The organism is Metabacillus sp. KUDC1714, assembly GCF_014217835.1.
Classification (GTDB): Bacteria; Bacillota; Bacilli; order Bacillales; family Bacillaceae; genus Metabacillus; species Metabacillus rhizosphaerae.
Map to the genome: position 1 here is coordinate 3,706,386 of NZ_CP055263.1, position 21,290 is coordinate 3,727,675.

The 21,290-nt window shown below is 35.7% G+C and carries 25 protein-coding genes; 20 read left to right on the plus strand and 5 right to left on the minus strand.

Translation table 11 applies throughout. The features are described from left to right. Positions 1-72 precede the first annotated feature (72 nt). Both HUW50_RS17025 and HUW50_RS17030 read left to right on the plus strand, forming a co-directional pair. Positions 73-837, plus strand: coding sequence for an ABC transporter ATP-binding protein (locus HUW50_RS17025; RefSeq protein ID WP_066325561.1), 765 nt, complete (start codon positions 73-75; stop codon positions 835-837). Next, a complete protein-coding gene (locus HUW50_RS17030; protein WP_066325563.1) occupies positions 812-2,695 on the plus strand; it encodes an ABC transporter permease in 1,884 nt (627 codons plus the stop codon). Before HUW50_RS17025 ends, HUW50_RS17030 begins: the two co-directional genes overlap by 26 nt. Positions 2,696-2,990: 295 nt before the next feature. Here HUW50_RS17030 and HUW50_RS17035 read toward each other — a convergent pair whose 3' ends face one another. Continuing rightward, on the minus strand, positions 2,991-3,998 hold the full coding sequence (locus tag HUW50_RS17035) for a DUF3231 family protein (RefSeq protein WP_066325565.1): 1,008 nt from the start codon (positions 3,996-3,998) through the stop codon (positions 2,991-2,993). Between the two features lie 333 nt (positions 3,999-4,331). On the opposite strand from HUW50_RS17035, the gene HUW50_RS17040 reads away from it, so the two are divergent. Beyond that, positions 4,332-4,871: a VUT family protein gene (locus tag HUW50_RS17040; RefSeq protein ID WP_066325567.1), complete on the plus strand. Its 540-nt coding sequence runs from the start codon at positions 4,332-4,334 to the stop codon at positions 4,869-4,871. Between the two features lie 106 nt (positions 4,872-4,977). Here HUW50_RS17040 and HUW50_RS17045 read toward each other — a convergent pair whose 3' ends face one another. Then, positions 4,978-5,880 carry a LysR family transcriptional regulator gene (locus HUW50_RS17045; RefSeq protein WP_066325577.1) on the minus strand — a complete coding sequence of 301 codons (903 nt, stop codon included), beginning with the start codon at positions 5,878-5,880 and terminating at the stop codon, positions 4,978-4,980. 293 nt (positions 5,881-6,173) lie between these two features. Between HUW50_RS17045 and HUW50_RS17050 the strand changes: the two genes are divergently transcribed. The 4 genes from HUW50_RS17050 to HUW50_RS17065 all read left to right on the plus strand — a co-directional run bounded on the left by HUW50_RS17050 (position 6,174) and on the right by HUW50_RS17065 (position 10,699). Continuing rightward, the gene (locus HUW50_RS17050) at positions 6,174-7,997 is read left to right on the plus strand and encodes an assimilatory sulfite reductase (NADPH) flavoprotein subunit (RefSeq protein ID WP_066325579.1); all 1,824 of its coding nucleotides are present in this window, start codon (positions 6,174-6,176) and stop codon (positions 7,995-7,997) included. Between the two features lie 27 nt (positions 7,998-8,024). Continuing rightward, positions 8,025-9,743 carry an assimilatory sulfite reductase (NADPH) hemoprotein subunit gene (gene cysI / locus HUW50_RS17055; protein WP_066325581.1) on the plus strand — a complete coding sequence of 573 codons (1,719 nt, stop codon included), beginning with the start codon at positions 8,025-8,027 and terminating at the stop codon, positions 9,741-9,743. Positions 9,744-9,868: 125 nt separating this feature from the next. Then, positions 9,869-10,075 (plus strand): VOC family protein, encoded by a 207-nt coding sequence (locus HUW50_RS27145; RefSeq protein WP_066325583.1) that lies wholly within the window; start codon positions 9,869-9,871, stop codon positions 10,073-10,075. A gap of 81 nt (positions 10,076-10,156) precedes the next feature. Further along, a complete protein-coding gene (locus HUW50_RS17065) occupies positions 10,157-10,699 on the plus strand; it encodes a DinB family protein (RefSeq protein ID WP_066325585.1) in 543 nt (180 codons plus the stop codon). 292 nt (positions 10,700-10,991) lie between these two features. On the opposite strand, the gene HUW50_RS17070 is transcribed toward HUW50_RS17065, so the two are convergent. Then, on the minus strand, positions 10,992-11,198 hold the full coding sequence (locus tag HUW50_RS17070; RefSeq protein ID WP_185653067.1) for a DUF421 domain-containing protein: 207 nt from the start codon (positions 11,196-11,198) through the stop codon (positions 10,992-10,994). Positions 11,199-11,387: 189 nt separating this feature from the next. Between HUW50_RS17070 and HUW50_RS17075 the strand changes: the two genes are divergently transcribed. The 8 genes from HUW50_RS17075 (at position 11,388) to HUW50_RS17110 (ending at position 15,788) form a co-directional block, all read left to right on the plus strand. Beyond that, entirely contained in the window at positions 11,388-11,591 is a 204-nt protein-coding gene (locus tag HUW50_RS17075; protein ID WP_066325593.1) for a DUF1657 domain-containing protein, read from the plus strand. Positions 11,592-11,675: 84 nt separating this feature from the next. After that, positions 11,676-12,149 (plus strand): YhcN/YlaJ family sporulation lipoprotein, encoded by a 474-nt coding sequence (locus tag HUW50_RS17080; protein ID WP_066325595.1) that lies wholly within the window; start codon positions 11,676-11,678, stop codon positions 12,147-12,149. A 16-nt stretch (positions 12,150-12,165) separates the two neighbouring features. Continuing rightward, on the plus strand, positions 12,166-12,645 hold the full coding sequence (gene spoVAC, locus HUW50_RS17085) for a stage V sporulation protein AC (protein WP_066325597.1): 480 nt from the start codon (positions 12,166-12,168) through the stop codon (positions 12,643-12,645). After that, positions 12,645-13,664, plus strand: coding sequence for a stage V sporulation protein AD (gene spoVAD, locus HUW50_RS17090; protein WP_066325600.1), 1,020 nt, complete (start codon positions 12,645-12,647; stop codon positions 13,662-13,664). Before spoVAC ends, spoVAD begins: the two co-directional genes overlap by 1 nt. Next, on the plus strand, positions 13,661-14,011 hold the full coding sequence (gene spoVAE / locus HUW50_RS17095) for a stage V sporulation protein AE (protein ID WP_066325603.1): 351 nt from the start codon (positions 13,661-13,663) through the stop codon (positions 14,009-14,011). Before spoVAD ends, spoVAE begins: the two co-directional genes overlap by 4 nt. Before the next feature lie 11 nt (positions 14,012-14,022). After that, the gene (locus tag HUW50_RS17100) at positions 14,023-14,229 is read left to right on the plus strand and encodes a DUF1657 domain-containing protein (RefSeq protein ID WP_066325606.1); all 207 of its coding nucleotides are present in this window, start codon (positions 14,023-14,025) and stop codon (positions 14,227-14,229) included. A gap of 33 nt (positions 14,230-14,262) precedes the next feature. After that, complete coding sequence (locus HUW50_RS17105) at positions 14,263-15,123, plus strand: DUF421 domain-containing protein (protein ID WP_066325611.1); 861 nt, start codon at positions 14,263-14,265, stop codon at positions 15,121-15,123. A gap of 455 nt (positions 15,124-15,578) precedes the next feature. After that, complete coding sequence (locus HUW50_RS17110; RefSeq protein WP_066325613.1) at positions 15,579-15,788, plus strand: hypothetical protein; 210 nt, start codon at positions 15,579-15,581, stop codon at positions 15,786-15,788. Between the two features lie 106 nt (positions 15,789-15,894). On the opposite strand, the gene HUW50_RS17115 is transcribed toward HUW50_RS17110, so the two are convergent. Beyond that, positions 15,895-16,377, minus strand: coding sequence for a DUF2798 domain-containing protein (locus HUW50_RS17115; protein ID WP_185653068.1), 483 nt, complete (start codon positions 16,375-16,377; stop codon positions 15,895-15,897). A 113-nt stretch (positions 16,378-16,490) separates the two neighbouring features. Beyond that, positions 16,491-17,414, minus strand: a complete 924-nt coding sequence (locus HUW50_RS17120) for a LysR family transcriptional regulator (RefSeq protein WP_066325616.1) — start codon at positions 17,412-17,414, stop codon at positions 16,491-16,493. Between the two features lie 113 nt (positions 17,415-17,527). Between HUW50_RS17120 and HUW50_RS17125 the strand changes: the two genes are divergently transcribed. The 5 genes from HUW50_RS17125 to HUW50_RS17145 all read left to right on the plus strand — a co-directional run bounded on the left by HUW50_RS17125 (position 17,528) and on the right by HUW50_RS17145 (position 21,255). Then, positions 17,528-18,301, plus strand: coding sequence for a class I SAM-dependent methyltransferase (locus HUW50_RS17125; RefSeq protein ID WP_066325618.1), 774 nt, complete (start codon positions 17,528-17,530; stop codon positions 18,299-18,301). 441 nt (positions 18,302-18,742) lie between these two features. Then, the gene (locus HUW50_RS17130) at positions 18,743-19,426 is read left to right on the plus strand and encodes an HAD family hydrolase (protein WP_066325619.1); all 684 of its coding nucleotides are present in this window, start codon (positions 18,743-18,745) and stop codon (positions 19,424-19,426) included. Between the two features lie 73 nt (positions 19,427-19,499). Continuing rightward, on the plus strand, positions 19,500-20,087 hold the full coding sequence (locus HUW50_RS17135) for a DUF6434 domain-containing protein (protein WP_066325621.1): 588 nt from the start codon (positions 19,500-19,502) through the stop codon (positions 20,085-20,087). A gap of 44 nt (positions 20,088-20,131) precedes the next feature. Next, positions 20,132-20,470 (plus strand): hypothetical protein, encoded by a 339-nt coding sequence (locus HUW50_RS17140; RefSeq protein WP_066325622.1) that lies wholly within the window; start codon positions 20,132-20,134, stop codon positions 20,468-20,470. A 35-nt stretch (positions 20,471-20,505) separates the two neighbouring features. Beyond that, complete coding sequence (locus HUW50_RS17145) at positions 20,506-21,255, plus strand: class I SAM-dependent methyltransferase (protein WP_066325631.1); 750 nt, start codon at positions 20,506-20,508, stop codon at positions 21,253-21,255. The last annotated feature ends 35 nt before the right edge of the window (positions 21,256-21,290 follow it).

Here is a 21,290-nt window from a genome sequence, read left to right on the forward strand (position 1 = left end):
ATAGTTTGGATACAGTAGATTGGTTACACTAATCACAGATCAAATGATAACGAATTGAAAGGAGATCTTGTGATGCTAGACGTAAATAAAGTGAGTAAAATCTATGAAGGGAAAATTCCATATCGTGCTTTAACAGATATAGATTTAACAATTGAAAAGGGGGAGTTTGTTGGAATCATGGGGCCCTCTGGAAGTGGGAAAACGACGCTACTTAATATGGTTGCGACAATTGACGAACCTACAACAGGAGAAATTTTGATTGATGGAAAAAATCCTCACTCTCTGAAAAAAGATGCATTAGCAAAATTCCGCAGACGTGAGTTGGGCTTTGTCTTTCAAGACTTTAATTTACTCCACACCCTAACAGTAGAAGAAAACATCGTCTTACCTTTAACATTGGATGGGCATCAAGTTAGTGAAATGAAACAAAAAGCAGGAGCGATTGCTGAAAAGCTTGGAATTACAAACATAATGAAAAAACGCACCTACGAAATTTCAGGTGGACAGATGCAGAGAGCAGCGATAGCGCGAGCAATGATTCATCAGCCTAAGCTACTACTTGCAGATGAGCCAACTGGAAATCTGGATTCTAAAGCATCAAAAGATGTCATGGAAATGCTTGAGTCCATTAATCGTGAACTACAGACGACGATGATGCTCGTAACACATGAGCCACTTGCGGCTAGCTACTGCAATCGTGTCGTCTTTATTCAGGATGGAAGGTTTTATTCCGAGATCCATCGCGGTGACAATCGTCAGGCCTTCTTTCAGAAAATCATTGATACTCTTTCCCTGTTGGGAGGTAATGCAAATGACCTTTCGTCAATTCGCGTTTAAAAATGTTACTAGAAATAAACGTTTATATGCCGCCTACTTTCTTAGTAGCATGTTTACTGTTATGGTCTTTTTCACATTTGCAATCTTTGCGTTTCACCCAGCGTTAACTGGACCAGACATGAATATACATGTGACGACTGGTCTAACTGTTGCAGCTGGGATTATTTATGTCTTTTCGTTTTTCTTTGTCTTATATTCAATGGGCTCCTTTATTCAGTCGAGAAAAAGAGAATTCGGGATTTTAATGATCCAGGGGATGTCAACGAGACAAATTCGTTCAATGGTGTTTCTAGAGAATATGCTTATTGGATTTTTTGCTACATTAGGTGGAATTGCACTTGGTCTGGTATTCTCAAAAGTGATTTTACTTATTGCGGAAAATGTCCTAGTCATCGGTACTGATCTTAACTTTTATTTACCTTTAAAGGCTATTTTAGCTACATTTACTTCCTTTATCGTACTTTTCTTGGTTATCTCTTTTTCAGTTTCGTTTTTATTACGAAGTGGAAAGCTAATCAACCTTATTAAAGGAAGCAAAAAGTCAAAAGGTGAACCAAAGTCCTCGATCTTTTTGACAATCATCGCGATTCTTCTACTTGGGGGCGGCTACATTACAGCCTTACTGGCAAAAGGCTTGGCTGTTACAGTCGTCATGGTACCAGTTGTGATCGTTGTGATTATTGGTACTTATTTGTTATTTACTCAATTAAATGTGTATGTCATTCGAAAGCTTAAAAACAAGGAAACAATTTTTTGGAAGAAAACAAATATGGTTCTCTTTTCAGATCTATCCTTTCGTATGAAAGACAATGCACGGACATTTTTTATGGTTGCGATCATTTCAACTGTATCCTTTTGTGCAATCGGATCACTTTTTGGGTTTCAAACGTTAATCACAGGTGGATTGAAGGAGAATAATCCCTATTCGATTACGTACACATCATTTGCTGGATCAACGACAAAAAAGGATGATATCGCGTTAATTGAAGAGGAACTAAGCAACGAGAAAGTAAAAGTAGAGAAGGAAAATATGACGCTAAGTTATTTTGAATTAAGTGATGGGGATGCACCTACACTTATCGTAAAGCAATCAGACTATAATCGACTTAACAATCTATTAGACACTGATTCCATTCAGCTTAAAAATGGTCAAGCAATCGTAGTAGGTTATGTACTTTTTAATAATGAGCTAGCAAAAGAAATGATGAATCAACCAATTGAGTTAAAGTCTGGAACTGCTAAGCCAATAGAAATAATCGAATCTGCATCTATGCCTGGTAACCTAGCGTACTATGTGGTTACCGATGAGGATTTTAATCAACTAAAAGAACCAATTGAAGAAGATGATCTCTATATTTGGAATGCAAAAGGTTCTCAGCAAGAATTGGTTGAAGTTGGGAAAGTATTAGCGAAAGACCTTAAGAGATATTCTGAAGACTATCAGTATACTTCTGTTGATTATGAAGTATACGAAATAAACAAAATGTACGGCCCTATCTTGTTTGTTGGATTATTTATCGGAATTGTCTTTTTCGTCTCAGCAGGAAGTTTTCTATACTTCCGTTTATACACCGATCTAGATGAAGACAAACAAAAATTCCAGTCAATTGCGAAAATTGGTTTAACAGAGGGTGAACTGAAGAAGGTACTGAACAGACAAACAGCTATATTGTTCTTTGCACCAATTATCATTGCTCTAATTCATGGGGCAGTTGCTCTTACCGCCTTATCCAATATGTTTCAATACAATCTGTTCAAAGAGTCTGCGATTGTACTGAGTATCTTTTTCTTGATACAGGTTGTTTACTTTTTTATTGTAAGGTTTTTCTATACGAAGCAGATTCGAGCTGTGATTTAGACCGGTGTTCAGCTGATGTTTTCTTATAAAAAAGGATCTTCGATGAAGATCCTTTTTGCTTTACTTTGAAATAGAAGATACTAATTTGAATTCTCACGCTTATGTTAAACTGGGCATTCTTATTAAAAATTTTAATTTAGCGTTGTAATTTTTAATTAAGAATGTAGCTTTAATTATCAAAGTAATCAAGGCTGAAAATAAGCTATTTAGTGAATTCAAAATATATCCCCCCACATTAAAGTTTTAGTGTTAAAAATAACACTAGGATTATTTTTCCCTTAAAAGCAAAAAATTATCAATTATTTTTTATTATATTAGCCCTATCTTCCATTTGTGGTGGTTCCTCAAACCATCCGTTTTTAATCTTAATTTTGACTCCCTCTTGTCCGTAGAAATATACATCTTTAGCAAGTAGTGTTAATTTCATGGAAATGTCATTTCTTAAACAAAAAAATGATCCAAAACTACTAGCCACAAGTCCAAATCCATTGAGAAGGTAAACGCAATGCATCATGAGCTTATCAGAAAATGGAGCAATAGTTGAGGTAGTTACTGTGCTTCCAGAAGTAGCAGAAAATTGAACATCGCTATCTAAAAGAATTTCTTCCATTGTTTTAATTTGTTTTTTTGCAAGCTTTTTTCCTTTTACAAAATATTCTTTAACCTCTTTGTGCTTTGCACATTGTGCAAAACCAGTTATCAGCTGCATTCCAATATTATTTGTCTCAATTCCATGGTGAAGAAGACCAAGCTCAATATCATTTAAAGCCCTTTTGTCACCAACTATTTTAAATCCCTTCATGTAGCTTTTGTTTTCAATAAACTCAGTTGTTTTTGGCATCGTAACTTTTGGTGGTAGAGTGAGAATCCCCCTTTCAAGAAGATAAAGGGTAGATAACTTATATATCTTTTGAGTAACAGTCGTAAGCCCTTCATAAATCTGCATAACTTTATCATTATATGCCATGTTCATATTAATGGTGTACATACCCATGCTAACCTCTTTTAAGATACGAAGAAACATAACGTCAAATCCATTGTCGAATAACTTAGGAGCTTCTAAGTTAACATCTTCGCTTGAATATCCAATAGGTTTCACCATACCTTGATCTTTAAAAATCTGTTCCATCTGTAAAACATAAAAATTCAGCTCTTGCCACAAACCGCCCAAAAGATTTTTAGCCTGTTGGTCATCCGATTTCTCTATAAAATATTCTAACATTCTCATGATAAGGGTCTTTTCTTCGTATGTAAGCCAAAGTGTTCCCACCTCAGATGCGCTTATAGGATTCGTTAGAATCAAAAAAATCACCTCCACGACTTTTTAATAGAAGTATTTTGCTAATAAGTGCAAATTATTCAATATGCTTAAATTCAATTTCGGACGTGTTCACTGATGCTTTAGGATACTCACTAACGTTACCCTAACGATCGTAAACAGACTTACAAAATTGGATCAAACAAAGCAAACAGACTGTCCCGAATTCATATATAAATTTGGATAGTCTGTTTTTTTATACAGTGACAATTAACTAGATTAATAACAAAATAAATAGTATAATAATCGTTCTTTTAAAATTAATTTTATATCTTAATATAATTAGGTTTTTAAGAAAAATCAGCATGGAGGTAAAAAATGAGAATAGCAATCTATCTAGTTTCAATCATCTTAGCAAACGTCATCACAGCAGCTTTCGCACCGCTACAATTTTGGGTTTTCATTGTACCTATGGGCACATTGTTAATCGGTGCAACGTTTATTTTTCGAGATCTTGTTCAAAACAGATATGGTAGGAAGAAGACGTATTTGTTTATTGCGATAGCATTAATCCTCTCAGCACTAGTATCTTTTCTATTAGGTGATACATTAATTATAGTTTTAGCTTCAGCTATTTCTTTTATACTTGCTGAAACAGCGGATACAGAGATCTATACACGTTTGAAATTGCCAATGAGTTGGCGCGTTTTTTATAGCGGTTTGGTTGGAGGATTTTTAGATTCTGTTGTGTTTGTCGTCATTGGTTTGAGTCCAATCGGTGCAAATTTTCTCCCATGGGAAGCTGTTCCTTCTGCAATTATTGGGCAAATAATAGTAAAGACAATTATACAGGGACTTGGGGCGATCGTGTTAAGTCAAGCTCATTCGCTTTTTGAAAAAGGACATAAAACAAACTAAAAAAGAGAACGAATGTCAGTTAGAAGTCTGGATATCAAAATGATGCCCAGACTTTTATCTTTTTGTAGAACTAAATATGTTATATCTTCGAGATCGTGCATCCATCCTATGTTTGGTTAAAATTATTAGGCCATTTTTTATTTAATGCGTGGATAAATGTTTTCACATTCTTTTTATCTTGCATGATTGGAGAATATACATAGGAAAGGGTTCGATTAAAGGGCTGATTTTTTAATTTAATGATCGCAAGATTTTTGTGCTGCACATCCCTTTCAATTACACTGCGGGATAAAAGCGAGAGTCCCGTACCATTTATTAGTGTTTCTTTAATCCCCTGATTACTGCTTATCGTTAAAAGTGATTTGACCTTCAAGCCATTTGATCGAATGAAGTGATTAAAATATTCACGTGTACCTGAGCCGACTTCCCTGTTAACCCAGTCTTGATTCTGAAGGTCAGTAATTGTCACTTCATCTTTACAGGTGAGTGAATGATTGTTGGATGAAACAATAAATAACTCATCCTGCATAAAGGCGTGTACAGAAACTTCCTTTTCATTTGTATGTCCTTCAATTAACCCAATATCTACTTGATATAACCGTACTGACTGGACGATTTCCTCGGTATTTCCAATGATAACTTGAAGTTCCAGCTCTGGAAAATCTTTCTGAAGGTCTAAAAGTAAAGAAGGCAAAATATACTCACCGATTGTAAAACTTGCACCTATCTTTAATTCTCCTTTAATAGAGTTATGATGCTCGAGAATATCTTGTCTTGTTTGCTCGTAAATTGTGATCATTTGCTTCGCACGTTCGTATAAAATCTCGCCAGTTGGGGTGATTTTCAAGGACTTAGGAGAGCGTCGAAATAATGTCGTATTGAATTCTGTTTCTAAATTTTTAATATGTAAGCTGACACTTGGCTGTGACATACGAAGGATTTCTGCTGTTTTTGTAAAGTTTTTAACTTCAACAAGAGTAATAAATGTTTTTAACGTATCATAATGCAAAGAAAGTCCACCTTATTATTAGGAATTTTAATAGTTGTGATAATTTATATTTATTTTACTAATTTTATGTTTTCCGGTAAAGTTTAATTATTAAACTTGTTTGGATAGGTCAAAAGGAAGCATTTTAAAGCACTTATAAGGGTAAAACCAACTTGACTTATAGGAATAGTAAATCTATGATGAAATTAATCATATTTTCTGTAAAAAGTGAATTGCAAGAATTGTAGAAATCAGTCATTATTAATAGAATAATGACTGAATAAGTTTATATTCTTTTTGTGAGGTGGATATTGTTGCAACTTCAGGTATTGAACAGTCCGTTTAATCAGGAGCAGGCAGAGCTCCTTAATCGCCTTCTGCCAAGCTTAACAGAATCACAAAAGGTTTGGCTTAGTGGGTATCTTGCTGCGAGCCAGACCTCAGCAGCCGTTCAGGTAACAACAGAAGCTCAAGTGACAGAAGTTCCAGTCGCGAGCACAGGGCAGACAATTTCAAAAGATGTGACCATTCTTTATGGTTCACAGACAGGTAATGCACAAGGACTTGCAGAAAATGCAGGCAAGACACTTGAAGGGCAAGGCTTTAAAGTAACAGTCTCGTCTATGAACGATTTTAAACCAAATAATTTGAAGAAAGTTCAAAATCTTCTTATTGTTGTCAGCACACACGGAGAAGGCGATCCGCCGGATAATGCGCTAACTTTCCATGAGTTTCTTCATGGCAGACGTGCTCCAAAACTTGACGATCTCCGCTTTTCAGTATTGGCGCTTGGAGACAGCTCATATGAATTTTTCTGTCATACTGGAAAAGAATTTGATCAGCGCTTAGAAGAACTAGGTGGCACAAGGCTATCTCAACGTGTAGATTGTGATCTAGATTATGATGAGCCTGCAGCAGAATGGCTTGAAAGCGTGCTTGGCGGCTTAAGTGAAGCACAGGGTGGAAGTGCTGCACCTGCTCAAGTTACAACAGCTCAGACAGGTCAATCAGCATATTCTAGAACAAACCCATTTAGAGCAGAAGTGCTTGAAAATTTAAATTTAAATGGTCGCGGATCAAATAAAGAAACACGTCATCTTGAGTTATCGCTTGAAGGATCTGGTCTTACATTTGAACCAGGTGACAGTCTTGGTGTTTACCCTGAAAACGATCCTGAACTAGTACAATTACTTCTTGAGGAAATGAAATGGAATCCGGAAGAAAGTGTGACAGTTAATAAACAGGGTGAAGTTCGCCCGCTTAAAGAAGCACTCATCTCTTACTTTGAGATTACGGTTTTAACAAAACCACTTCTTGAGCAAGCTGCAAAGCTTTCAGGAAATGAAGCATTACAGGAACTAGTATCTCCAGGCAATGAAGAACAAGTAAAAGCATTCTTGAAAGGTCACGATTTGCTTGATTTGGTCCGTGAATTTGGTCCTTGGAATGCTTCGGCACAAGAGTTTATCTCTATTCTTCGCAAAATGCCGGCACGACTTTATTCAATCGCCAGCAGCATTTCCGCGAATTCAGATGAAGTGCATTTGACAATTGGCGCTGTCCGCTACAATGCAAATGGACGTGAACGAAAAGGCGTCTGTTCAATTTTATGTGCGGAACGTCTACAACCAGGGGACACACTGCCGATTTACATTCAAAATAACCAAAACTTTAAGTTGCCAACAAACCCAGATACACCAATTATCATGGTTGGTCCAGGGACAGGTATTGCGCCATTCCGATCGTTTATGCAAGAGCGTGAGGAAATTGGTGCTGAAGGGAAATCATGGTTATTCTTCGGTGATCAGCATTTCGTCACAGACTTCCTATACCAAACAGAATGGCAAAAGTGGGTAAATGACGGTGTTCTGACGAAAATGGATGTTGCGTTTTCTCGTGATACAGAAGAAAAAGTATATGTACAGCACCGCATGCTTGAGCAAAGCAAAGAATTGTTTGCTTGGCTACAAGAGGGAGCAGCTGTTTATATTTGCGGAGATGAGAAAAACATGGCACATGATGTCCATCAAACACTTATTGATATAATCGAAAAAGAAGGCGGTATGAGCCGTGACAAAGCGGAACAGTATCTTGCCGACATGCAACAACAAAAACGCTATCAGCGTGATGTATATTGATTTTGAAGTGAAAGGAGTTTTTTCAACATGGTGAACAAAATTTTAAAAGCACCTGAAGGAAAGCCAAGTGATGTTGAACGCATTAAAGAAGAAAGTGACTATTTGCGAGGCACACTGGCAGAATCAATGCTAGATTCGCTCAGCGCTGGAATTTCTGATGATGATAATCGCTTAATGAAGCATCATGGAAGCTATTTGCAGGATGACCGTGATCTTCGTAATGAGCGCCAAAAGCAAAAACTTGAGCCTGCGTATCAGTTCATGCTACGTGTTCGATTGCCAGGTGGTGTAGCAACACCTGATCAATGGCTTACTATGGATGATCTTTCTCAAAAATATGGTAACGGCACCTTAAAACTAACGACACGTATGACGTTCCAAATGCACGGTATTTTAAAATGGAATATGAAAAAAACGATCCAGGGAATTCATGCTTCCTTAATGGATACGATTGCGGCATGTGGTGATGTAAACCGTAACGTAATGTGCAACTCAAATCCATATCAATCTGACGTTCATTTAGAAGTATATGAATGGGCAAAAAAATTAAGTAATGATTTATTGCCACGCACCAGAGCCTATCACGAAATATGGTTAGATGAAGAAAAAGTGGCCTCTACACCGGAAATAGAAGAAGTCGAGCCAATGTACGGACCACTTTATTTACCGCGTAAATTCAAAATCGGCATTGCTGTTCCGCCATCAAATGATATTGATGTCTTTTCTCAGGACTTAGGATTAATTGCAGTCGTTGAAGATAGCAAGCTTGTTGGCTTTAACGTTGCGATTGGCGGCGGAATGGGAATGTCACACGGTGATAAAGCAACATATCCACAGCTTGCAAAAGTAATTGGCTATTGTACACCGGATCAAGTTTACGATGTTGCGGAAAAAATAATTACGATCCAGCGTGATTACGGAAACCGTTCTGTACGTAAAAATGCTCGATTCAAGTATACAGTTGACCGTCTTGGACTGGAAACTGTCAAGGAAGAGCTTGAAACCCGCCTTGGCTGGAGGTTAGGAGAAGCTAAGCCATATCATTTTGACCATAACGGAGATAGCTATGGTTGGGTGAAAGGTGTTCAAGGTAAATGGCATTTTACGTTATTTATCGAAGGTGGACGCGTTACAGATCTTGATGATTATAAATTGATGACTGGTATACGAGAAATCGCAAAAATTCATACTGGTGATTTCCGTCTAACACCTAACCAAAACCTTATTATTGCAAATGTGACTAGTCAAAAAAAGAAAAAGATCAACGAACTAATTGAGCAATATGGTTTGACAGATGGTAAGCATTTTTCAGCGCTTCGCCGCAGCTCAATGGCGTGTGTTGCTCTTCCAACGTGTGGATTGGCAATGGCAGAAGCAGAACGCTACTTGCCGGGTCTAATTGATAAGATTGATGCGATTGTTGATGAAAATGGCTTAAGGGATAAAGAAATTACGATTCGTATGACGGGCTGTCCTAATGGCTGTGCTCGCCATGCACTCGGTGAAATTGGCTTTATCGGTAAAGCCCCTGGAAAATACAATATGTATTTAGGAGCAGCCTTTGATGGTAGCCGTCTTAGTAAAATGTACCGTGAAAACATTGGTGAAGAAGAAATCTTAAGTGAACTTCGTGTACTTCTTTCTCGCTACGCAAAAGAACGCGAAGAAGGCGAGCACTTTGGTGACTTTGTCATCCGCGCAGGAGTAATTAAAGCAACGACTGATGGCACGAATTTTCATGATTGATTAAGATATTTGAGACAGGGAAAAACACCCCTGTCTCTTTTTCACTTTCGGAAAAAGATTGAAGTGATATATTGAAGCTAAATAGTAGCAGACCAGAACTTTTTTAAAATAAGGAGCTAATTAGGATGTCAAAAGTCACGCCATTCTTAATGTTCCAAGGCAATGCTGAAGAAGCTATGAATTATTACATATCATGTACCAGCCCAAATTCTGTACATCCTCTAAGGGACAGCTCGTTAAAGGTGATTGGTTTATATGATGCAAGTAGGAAACTTGTTCCTTTCCTTTGTTCATTCACCTATTTTTTTTTGAGTGTAATTGGAATTTTATAACAAATAGAAGGGATTAGTAGAAAGAATGACGAATAAAACAAGTAAAGTTGCCTACTGATAAAAGTGAAAGGAATGAAAAACATGGAGAAAAGACCAGGATTCAAAGAATATGACGCCTATTTTTCAAGATATGTGAACTTATTACCTGATGGAGATATAGTAGCAATATTGGAGCAGCAAATTAAGGAGACGAACATTTCACTTCAGAATTTAACAGAAACACAGGGGCTGTTTAGATACTCTCCTAATAAATGGAGTGTAAAAGAAATAATTGGCCATCTTACAGATACTGAGCGGATTTTAAGTTATACACTTCTTTGTATAGCGAGAGGAGAAAACAAGGAGCTTCCCCGTTATGATAAGGATGTTTATGTACAAAATGCCGCGTTTGATAAACAAACGATAAATGAGCTTTTATTAAATTTAACCATTGTTAGAAACGCTACATTGCAATTGTTAAAGAGTCTGAATCCAGAAGATTGGTTGAGACAAGGTATTGCTAATGGATCAGAAGTTACTGTCCAAGCACTTGCTAGTATTCTTGCTGGTCATGAACTTCACCATTGCAATATAATAAAAGAAAATTATTTTGGTTCTGATTACTTTCCATTATGTAGAAGATAAATGTGGTGCTTTGTTATTTCTACACCTGAAGGTACATGGAATAAAGTAGAAACACTTCAAAACGAAGGAGCTTTTGGTAAGAGTACTTCTCCAAATTTATATTAGTAACGTTTGTAGGTGTAGCTATGATTTGCGGAATGATCCTATTTTTATATAAAAAATTTCTAAATTGACAGAAAGAATTATGCTTTTTTCTTCATCTCCTCCCGGTCAACAACCCCGTTTTTAATGAGAGCAGCATGTTTCCCTTCAAAAATACCCCGAGAAAATAAAGACTTTAGACCAAGATTCTCTACATAAAAAGTAAAATTCTCCATAAGGACATAGAATAAATAAAGTAAGCTACTCCAACCTTTTGATCATATAAAGCATTTCCAAGTAGTTCCCCTAATACAATGGCAGCAACAAAAGTAAACGGTGTTATTTGGGTGATGATTTTTCTACCAACAAACTTTACTAGAATAAACAATAAGAAAAAGCCAACGATAAGTTCAAACATGAAGAGGTAACCTACCCTAATTTTAATATAGGGTAGGTATTTATCTTTTTATAATCTTTGAAAACCTCGGTACTATACAACTCATTTTCCATTTTCCAATAAATTACTATATTCAAAATCCACATAATTACCTTCAAAACAGAAACAATAAATTGGTAAGTATTCAATAAATGAAAGAAGGAACTTAAAGTGACAGTAATAAATGACGTTAAGACGACTCTAGCAGGATTAAAAAGTGCGCAAGCAAGCTTAGAAACTTTTGCACTAGGTACGGATAATCAACAAGCGAAACAGCTTTACCAACAAGCTGCCCAACAAACACAAACGATTGTTGACAGTATTTCTCAACGTGTTCAAGAAATTGAACAAGAAGAACCACAATACAAAGATTAGAAAGATTTACATCAAGAAGGTTGGTTGATTCAATCAACCTTTTTTATAACTTCGATTTATGGATAGAAACGGATAGGTGATTCCATGAAAAATAAGATGAAACTAGGAAACATTGGACTTTTTATAGTGGTGATTATCGGACTAAGCTCTGGATGTGCCGTAAATCAGAATCAGTTTACCAACAACAATGATGATGCAAAAATCGTAAAAGTGAGTACAAGCAAGCAGATCGATCAATCAGTTGCTAATCATGCTAAAGAAATTGTTATCAAAGAAAAAGAGATTTCAGGTGTTAAGGCTGTGAATACAGATCAGGAACTTTTATTGGCAGTAAAAGTCGATCACTTTGACCGATTTCGATTAAAGAGCATTGAAAAGAAAGTGAAATTAGACTTAGAGAAAGCATATCCCGATCATAAAATTATTATCTCGACCGATTCAAAAATGTATTTGGAACTGGAACAATTGGAACAAAAGTTACAAAAAAATAAAACAGAGAAGAAAACATTAAAAAAAGAATTCAACAAAATCAAAAGCCTAATGAATGAAAAAGCATGATGAAAGAAGGGCAGATATGTCAAATAAGCAAAAGAAACAATTAACACCTGTACAACAGGAGTATCAAACCCTTGAAAATCAACTTGAAACAAAAAGACCCGTATTTAAGAATTGTATAAAGGCTTTTATAACAGGCGGAATCATTTGCATCATCGGACAGGCGATTCAAATGTTTTATATTTATTATTTTGATTTCACAGACCAAACAGCTGGGAATCCAACGGTTGGTACCTTAATTTTTATCTCCATGCTTCTTACAGGTTTTGGAGTTTATGATCGAATTGCACAATTTGGAGGGGCAGGTTCAGCTGTTCCAGTTACCGGATTTGGAAATGCCGTCATATCAGCTGCCATTGAGCATCGAACAGAAGGGTTTGTGTTAGGTGTAGGCGGTAATATGTTTAAATTAGCTGGTTCCGTGATTTTATTTGGTGTATTTTCCGCATTTGTGATTGCTACGATTAAAACGATACTTATAATGTGGGGTGGTCTCTAATGTTAATGGGGCATCGTACATGGGTCTTTGAGCAAAAGCCAGTTATTATCTCTACTGGTACTGTTGGTGGACCATTTGAAGCCGACGGATTACTTGCTGAAGATTTTGATATCCTCCATTCAGACTTATGGCTTGCACAAGATTCCTATGAAAAAGCACATAAGGTTCTTATCGAAGAAGCCTGTCAAAGAGCCATCGAAAAAGCCAAGCTTCAAAAGGAACAAATTCAATTTTTTCTTGGAGGAGATCTTATTAATCAGATTACTCCTACAAGCTTTGCTTGTCGATCATTAGGAACACCTTATCTAGGATTGTTTGGTGCCTGTTCGACCTCAATGGAGGGATTGGCGCTTGGTGCCTATCTTGTAAACACAAAAGGAGCCAATTATTTGTTAACAGGTGCTTCAAGTCATAACACTTCGGTTGAAAAACAGTTCCGTTATCCGACTGAATACGGGGGGCAAAAACCACCTACTGCACAATGGACGGTGACTGGTGCTGGAGTCGCATTGTTAAGTGATTCTGGTGAGGGACCATGTGTTACGTCTGCTACAATTGGTCGTGTTATTGATATGGGATTGTCTGATCCCTTTAACATGGGAGGTGCGATGGCACCAGCAGCAGTTGATACGATTGAGGCCCATTTAACCGAACGAAATCTTGATCCTTCTTACTACGATTTAATTGTAACTGGGGATCTCGGTCAAATTGGACACGAAGTTTCACTAGAATTATTTAAAAAACATGGAATCCCAATACATGAAGAAAATTATCAAGACTGCGGAATGATGATTTACCGGGAAGGACAGCCGGTCCTAGCAGGAGCTAGTGGCGCTGGCTGTTCAGCAACTGTTGTATATGGTCATTTGTTAAACCGTATGAAAAAGGGTGAATTTAAACGAATGTTAGTTGTAGCGACAGGGGCTTTATTGTCGCCATTAACCTTTCAGCAAAAAGAAACCATTCCATGTATCGCTCATGCAGTGTCGATTGAATACGGAGGTGAACAACGATCATGATTTTCTTTTGGGCTTTTGTCGTTGGTGGATTGATTTGTGTTGTTGGTCAAATTATGTTTGATGTGTTTAAACTTACACCAGCCCATACATTAAGTACATTCGTTGTTATTGGTGCCCTTCTTGATGGATTTGGTTTATATGAACCGTTTATCGATTTTGCAGGGGCAGGAGCAACAGTCCCAATAACAAGTTTCGGAAATTCCCTTGTACATGGGGCAATGGCAGAAGCAGAAAAACATGGGTTAGTTGGTGTGATCTCGGGAATGTTTGAAGTGACAAGTGCCGGAATTTCAGCTGCCATCATTTTCGGAATGATTGGAGCCTTACTTTTTAAACCAAAAGGATAGGAGGATATTGGATGACAATTGCATCAGAAGTAAAGCAATCTCTTGCAAGTCTAAAAGGTATAGAAGCTGATTTATCCAGTTTAGCCCTACGAACTCAGGACCATCAATCAAAGCGTATCTTACATGAAACCATGATGGTCGTCCATGAAGTAGTGACAGATTTAAAAAAGCGAATTGGGGAATTGGAGAGGGAAGAGTTTCAATACAAAGGCTTTTAAGTTCATATTTTCTTTTACAGGAGGTGTAAAGCAGTGCCTGATTGGTTAGATATCGTCGTACGGTCTTTAATATTTGTTGTGGTCTTATTTTTAATCACGAAATGGTTAGGTAAAAAACAGCTTTCTGAACTTTCATTCTTTGAATATGTCACCGGAATTTCTATTGGAAGTATTGGTGCAGAAGTTGCTATGGGACTTGAACGGAACATTATGAACGGAATAATTGGAATAATAATCTTTGCAGCAATTCCCTTTTTAGCCGGTTTGCTTTCCTTGAAAAGCAAAACCTTTCGTGATTTTATCGAAGGGAGAGCAACTGTTTTTATTAAAGATGGGAAAATCTTGGAGGATAATTTAAAAAAGGAAAAATACACTACTGATGAATTGCTAGAATTACTTCGAAAAAGGGATGTCTTTAAGGTAGCTGATGTGGAATTTGCGTTATTGGAACCAACAGGAGACTTAAGCGTAATGCTGAAAAAAGAAAACCAACCATTGACCCCAAAAGATGTAAACTTAACTGTTGCTTCTGTTAAGGAACCGCAAACAGTCATTATGGATGGAGAAATCTTAGATGAGCCTCTGTCCACGATTGGACGAAGCCGAAGTTGGTTAAAAACAGAACTAGAAAAACAAGGTGCAACAATTGAAAATGTTTTTCTTGGACAGGTAGATTCATACGGACAATTAACAATTGACCTTTTTGATGATAAACTTCAAGTCCCGTCCCCACAAGAAAAGCCTTTAATCCTTTCTACGATGAAAAAATGCCAAGCGAACTTAGAGCTGTTTGCTCTTGGAACGGAAGCACAGGAAGCTAAGCAAATGTATAGTAACAATAGTAAAAAACTCCAAGAGGCGATTGATAAAGTAACTCCTATTTTAAAAGGGTAGATGGGTGTTCGGAAATAGACATAATAATAGAAGGTAAACTATTTATATGAGGGCAGTAACTACTCTTTTAAAGTGGATATGACTAGGGATAGAGCTAATAGAAGACACAAACAACTGTACAGCCCATTCTCTATAGATTTATGAGATGTAATTCTAATATTAATAAAATGAGAACACATTGCTTAAGCGACAAAAATAGTTCTGTTATCTTTTTTAGAGGTACCTTCTTATTCGAATTAGGAGGTATCTTATTTTAGTTTCTACTAATATGAAAAATTATTTTTTATAAGGTTTACATATTTTTTGTTTTTTCATAAGTGAAAATAGGAAGCATTACCATAATAAATACAAGATGCAAATTGTTATTACAGGAAGATTATATTAATAATAAACAAAACGAGTTTGGTTACTATATAGAGGTAAGTAATTTCAAAGATTAAAAAGGAGCGATACTAATGACTCAACAAATTAATGTAGACCAATTAAATCAAGCTAAAGCAAATGTAACTCTTACACAAAATTTATTAAATCAAGCGATCGAAAAGTCCGCATCAGATCCAACTCTAGCTCAAGAAGCAATTAAACAAGCTGCAAATGAGATAGCACAAGCTCAAACAGCAGTTAGTCAAGTTCAAAGTGCCTTTATTGTACAAAAATCAGAGTAAAGATATACTGTACTCATTTCTCCTCACGATAGAGAAGAGTTTATAAAAATTCTCTCCAAATGTGTAATAAACAGCAAGCAAGCCATCAAAAATAGCTTGCTTGTTTTTACATGGTTAATTCTGGCTTTTGTGTCAATGGTTTAATGAATTTAGCTAATAATTTACGTGAGATTGGTCCAACAATTAACAACTGAGATGGAAGCGCCACGATGAAGTTTAGACCAACTGTTTTAAGGTAAGCTGTGAAAATGGAACCTTCAATTCCGATCATTAACTCCGTTAAAATAAGTCCGTATACTGACATAATTAGAACCATCATAGGAACCATACAAAAAGATATTACCATAATAAAGTTGATTTCTTTTGATTTATCATAAGGTAGTGATAAAGCTAATTTACGCGCTTTCGGTTCAACGAATGACTCGACGATAAAAGCGACGATAAATGTTACAACAAATTGAATGAAAGCACTCTTTACTGTAAACGATGAAAATCCATGTAAAGCTGTGTTGTAAACGGTCATAATAAGAACCATTCCAAAACACATAAAAATACCGAAAATAATTCCTTCTTTTCGATTACTAGGCAATTAAAAACATCCTTTCTTATAAAGCATAAATTTTATTATATATGCACAGATTTTTATTCATAAGTGACATTTTTGTGAACTTTTTTCAAGCAATTCCTTCCACAAAAGTAGCTTTAGCTTTGTTTTTCATAAATTTCAATCAAAGCTTTTGCATTCATACTTAAATATCGTTCTTTGTTATATGTAAAAACTAATGTACGGGTAGGATTTGTATCTAATTTAATATAGGAAAGGGAGGATTGCTGAGCACTTCGGTGAACGATCATTTCAGGAACTATTGTTAGACCAAGCCCATAACCCACAAGAGATTGAGCGGTTTCAATGCTACTTGTTTCATAGGCAATCTGCGGTTCAAATTTACCTCTTGCACATAATTCTAATACTGTCCGACGAAAGCCGTAGCCTTGTTTCAATAAAATAAATGGACAATTGGCAAAATCCTCAATAGGTAAGGCGTATTGTTCCAACAAATTAGTAGAAGCTAGAATTTGTTTTAATTTTTCTGGCATCCATTGTTTTGTTTTCTTTGGTAATACAAGATAAAGTGGCTCTGTAAGCATTATTTTCGTCGCTAAACGAGAATCTTCTATCGGGAGTGACAATAAAGAAATATCAACTAATCCTCTCGCGGTTAAGTCTATTAGCCGTTCTGTTGATTCTTCAACTAGTTTAATACAGACATTTTGATACTGTTCTTGATAGATTTGCAGAAGTGGTGGTAAAATATGTCCACCTGTAATAGCTGTTGAGCCAATCTTTAATTCCCCTCTGATTCCTTCTCTTCGTTCAAGGATCTCACGTCTTAGATCATCACGCATTTGTAAGATTTTCTCTGCTTGTTTAACAAAACATAAGCCATCAGGAGTTGCTTCTACTGAACCAGGCTTTCGATCAAACAAGTATACACCAAGTTCTTGTTCCAGTTTGGCAATTTGTTTACTTAAAGATGGCTGTGCAATATGAAGATTGGAAGCAGCTTTTGTAAAGCTCTTTGTTTTATATATTTCCAATGCATATTCAAATAGTCTCATGTCCATAATATCCCTCCATAGCCTGTGGCTATCATTATAATAGATTATATATCTTAGTCGAATAGATGTTTATAGATTATTATGAAAATAACAAAATTTCAAAAAAGGAGTGTTATGACATGAGTTCCTCGAATGTTTGGAATGCAGAATTGTACGATAATAAATTAAGCTTTGTATCCAGTTTTGGCAAAGGAGTAGTCGAGCTACTTCAACCACAAAGGGGAGAGAAAATCCTTGATTTGGGCTGTGGAACGGGTGATCTTTCATACGAAATTTCCAAGTCAGGTGCGATTGTGAAGGGAAGTGATTTCTCAAGGGGAATGGTTGAGCGGGCACGTAAAAAGTATCCTCAAATCCTATTCATTGTTGAAAATGGAGAAACATTTAGAACAATTGAAAAGTATGATGCAGTATTTTCAAATGCAGCCCTTCACTGGATGAAACGAGCTGACAAAGTGGTCGAATCGGTTGAGCTAGCATTACAACCAGGAGGTCGCTTTATAGCTGAATTTGGTGGACAAGGAAATGTTCAAACTGTTATTCGAGGAATCACAGAAGTACTCTCAGGAGAATATGGAATAAATGTTGCAGGAAGGAACCCATGGTATTTTCCAAGTATAGGAGAATATAGCACTTTACTTGAAAAGTACGGATTTAAAGTATTATATGCTCATCATTTTGATAGGCCTACCCCATTAACAGATGGAGAAAAGGGGTTGTATCATTGGTTAGATAGTTTTGCGGATGACTTTTTCCCTGAGTTTTCTAAAGAAGAAAAAATGGTTATTTATAAAAAAATAAAAAATAAAATACAATTAGATTTATATAAAGATGGTATATGGGAAGCTGATTATAAGCGTATTAGAATTGTTGCAATTAAGAAAGAAAGTTAAGGAGCCTTTATTTGTTGTTCCATCTATTTATTTATTTAATTATTGAACGTTTTTAATTCAGGTAATATTGACCTCTTTCTGCCTTAAACAAACTGAAAGCTATACTTCATGAAGAAGTATAGCTTTCTTTGAAAACAAGCATATTCTCTATTATTTGATCTTCTTGACCTTTATCAATCACAAGACCTTTCTTTAGGCTTATGTAGGGTTTACCATAACTAGCATTGAAAAGAAGTTAATAGATAAGAACATATTTATAATATCATAAAAAAAAGGAACCCAACTTCAGAAAAATGTGTGTTTATTGAAAAAATGTAAATTTTTATAAATAATTCTTGACGGAGGCTATTAAAAGGCGAAAGATTAAATTAAGCATTCTAAAAAAGGAAAAGGAGCAAATAGGCTCTAAATTTAACTTGATTAAAGAGAGTAGGTGGAAAAATGATTAAAGCTGCTATCTTTGATTTTGATGGAACTTTATTAAATCGAGACGAGTCAGTAAGGCTGTTTATAGAGGGGCAATATCGTAGATTGAACAACTTGCTAGGCAATATTTCAAGAGAGAAGTATGTTTCTAGATTTATAGAATTGGATAACCGTGGATATGTTTGGAAGGATATAGTTTATCAACGAATAGTCAAAGAATTTGATATTACTAAAATTACTTGGCAAGAACTCCTTCAAGATTATATGAATGAATTTAAGCATAATTGTGTTCCTTTTTCTAACCTCATTAATATGTTAGAAAAATTGAAAAATAATAATCTAATTTTGGGGATAATTACAAATGGAATAGGGAAATTTCAGATGAATAACATAAAAGCGTTGGGTATAGAGAAGTACTTTGAGGTCATTTTAATATCTGAATGGGAAGGAATTAAAAAACCGGAGCCCAAAATTTTTAATAGAGCAATGGAGCAACTTAAAATTCTACCTTTTGAAGGTATCTTTGTGGGAGACCATCCAGTAAATGATGTAAAAGGTGCTCAAAATGTAGGAATGAAAGGGGTTTGGAAGCAAGACTCCCAATGGAATCATGTTGAGGCAGACTTTATAATTAATGATCTGGCGGAATTACCTTCGATTATTGCAAAATTAGGCAATCTTAATATTGAATCCTGTTAACCTTAAGGCTATTTTCGCAAAGTTTGCTGCATTTTACCAACTAATGCGGAGTGATTGATTGGAGGTGGAACACTTGAGACCTTTTCTTAAAAAAGGGATAAATGTAAAAGATTTTCGCAATTTCTATTGGTTGAAAGAAGAGTTGCAAGCATTTTGTAGAGAGAATGAAATGAGTGCGTCTGGTTCTAAAACTGAAATTGCTGACAGGGTTGCGATATTTCTCCAGACAGGAGAAAAGCAAAAGCCGTTGAGGAAAAGTAAATCTCATACAAAAGTAGCAATATCAACAGATTTAAGTTTGGATACGGTCATTACTGAAAATCATCGATGTAGTCAAGCTGTAAGAGCCTTTTTTAAGGCAGAAATTCCAAAGTTTCATTTCTCCACTTATATTCAAACCTTTTTTAAAGAAAACGTAGGGAGGACATATCGTGACGTTGTAAATGCGTGGTGTGAAGAAGAGGAACGAGAAAAGGATCCATCGTATAAGAAACAAATTGGACCACAATTTGAATACAATCGATTCACAAAAGATTATTTCGCAGATCCAAATAACAAGGATAAAAATCGAGAGGATGCAATCAGAGCTTGGAATACGATAAAAAAACTACCAGGTAACAATAAATACATAACAAAGAATGAGCCGGATCCAAGAGCTTAAAATTATATTGTCTAAAAGATCTTATTACAATATTGGAGGCATCTATGTACACATACGAATCGTTTGAAGAATATGGAGCATTTACGTTATTAAGACCGATTTTCATTACATTTTTATTAGTATCATTGATTTTATTCTTAATCGTAATACTTCCAAAAACTAAAAATAAACTAATCAATGGCTTCACTGTTACAATCATATCAATTATATCTATACTTGTATCAGCACAACTTCTCTTTTATCACGGTATCATCGTTGATGAGATTAATTTAGCAGGTGACCCTGTTTCTTTTAATATGTTTTTAGTGATTGTTGGTTTGGGTATATTAAATTCTATTATTTATTTTGTAAGACATGGTGAAAGAGAGGGAAATAAAATTTAAAGGTGTTTGATTTTTTACATAGAAGGTGGAAAAAAGTGAATCTATTAGAATATGAACGTTTTTATGATAAAGTTGGAAGATTAAACGGTTGGGATTTTAGTAAAGTGAAGTCTATTTCAGAAGGTGTTAAATGGGGTTTTTACACAGAAGTAACTAAAAGATGTAAAAACACAGATGTCCTTTTAGATATTGGCACTGGTGGAGGAGAAAATATATTGAAAATTGCAGGTTCATTACAATTCTTGGTTGGAATTGATTTATCCAACGGAATGATGGAAACTGCTCTTTCTAATCTTAGAAAATCCAATTTGTTAAACGTACGATTTTGCCAAATGTCTTCTGATGATTTACAATTTCCTACTGGTTTTTTTGATGTAATCTCATGTTGTCACGCCCCATTTTATTCAATTGAAGTTGCCAAGGTTTTAAGAAGTGGTGGGCTTTTTCTTACTCAGCAAGTAAGTGAAGCCGATAAATTAAATGTAAAAGAAGCTTTTGGTCGAGGTCAATCTTTTGGAGAAATTGATGGGGCATTAAAAGAGAAATATATTCGAGAATTAATAGAAGTTGGTTTTTCAGACGTTAAATCCTTTGATTATGATGCTATGGACTATTATCAAAGACCTGAAGACCTTATCTTTTTACTTAAACATACGCCGATTATTCCTAATTTTGGACAGGAAAAGAAGGATTTTGAAATATTAAATGATTTTATTAAAAACAATCAAACTGAAAAAGGGATTCGAACAAATTCTAAAAGGTTTCTCATAATAGCTAAAAAGTGAGAATGTATTGTAAGTTATCAGATTAATAAACTTCG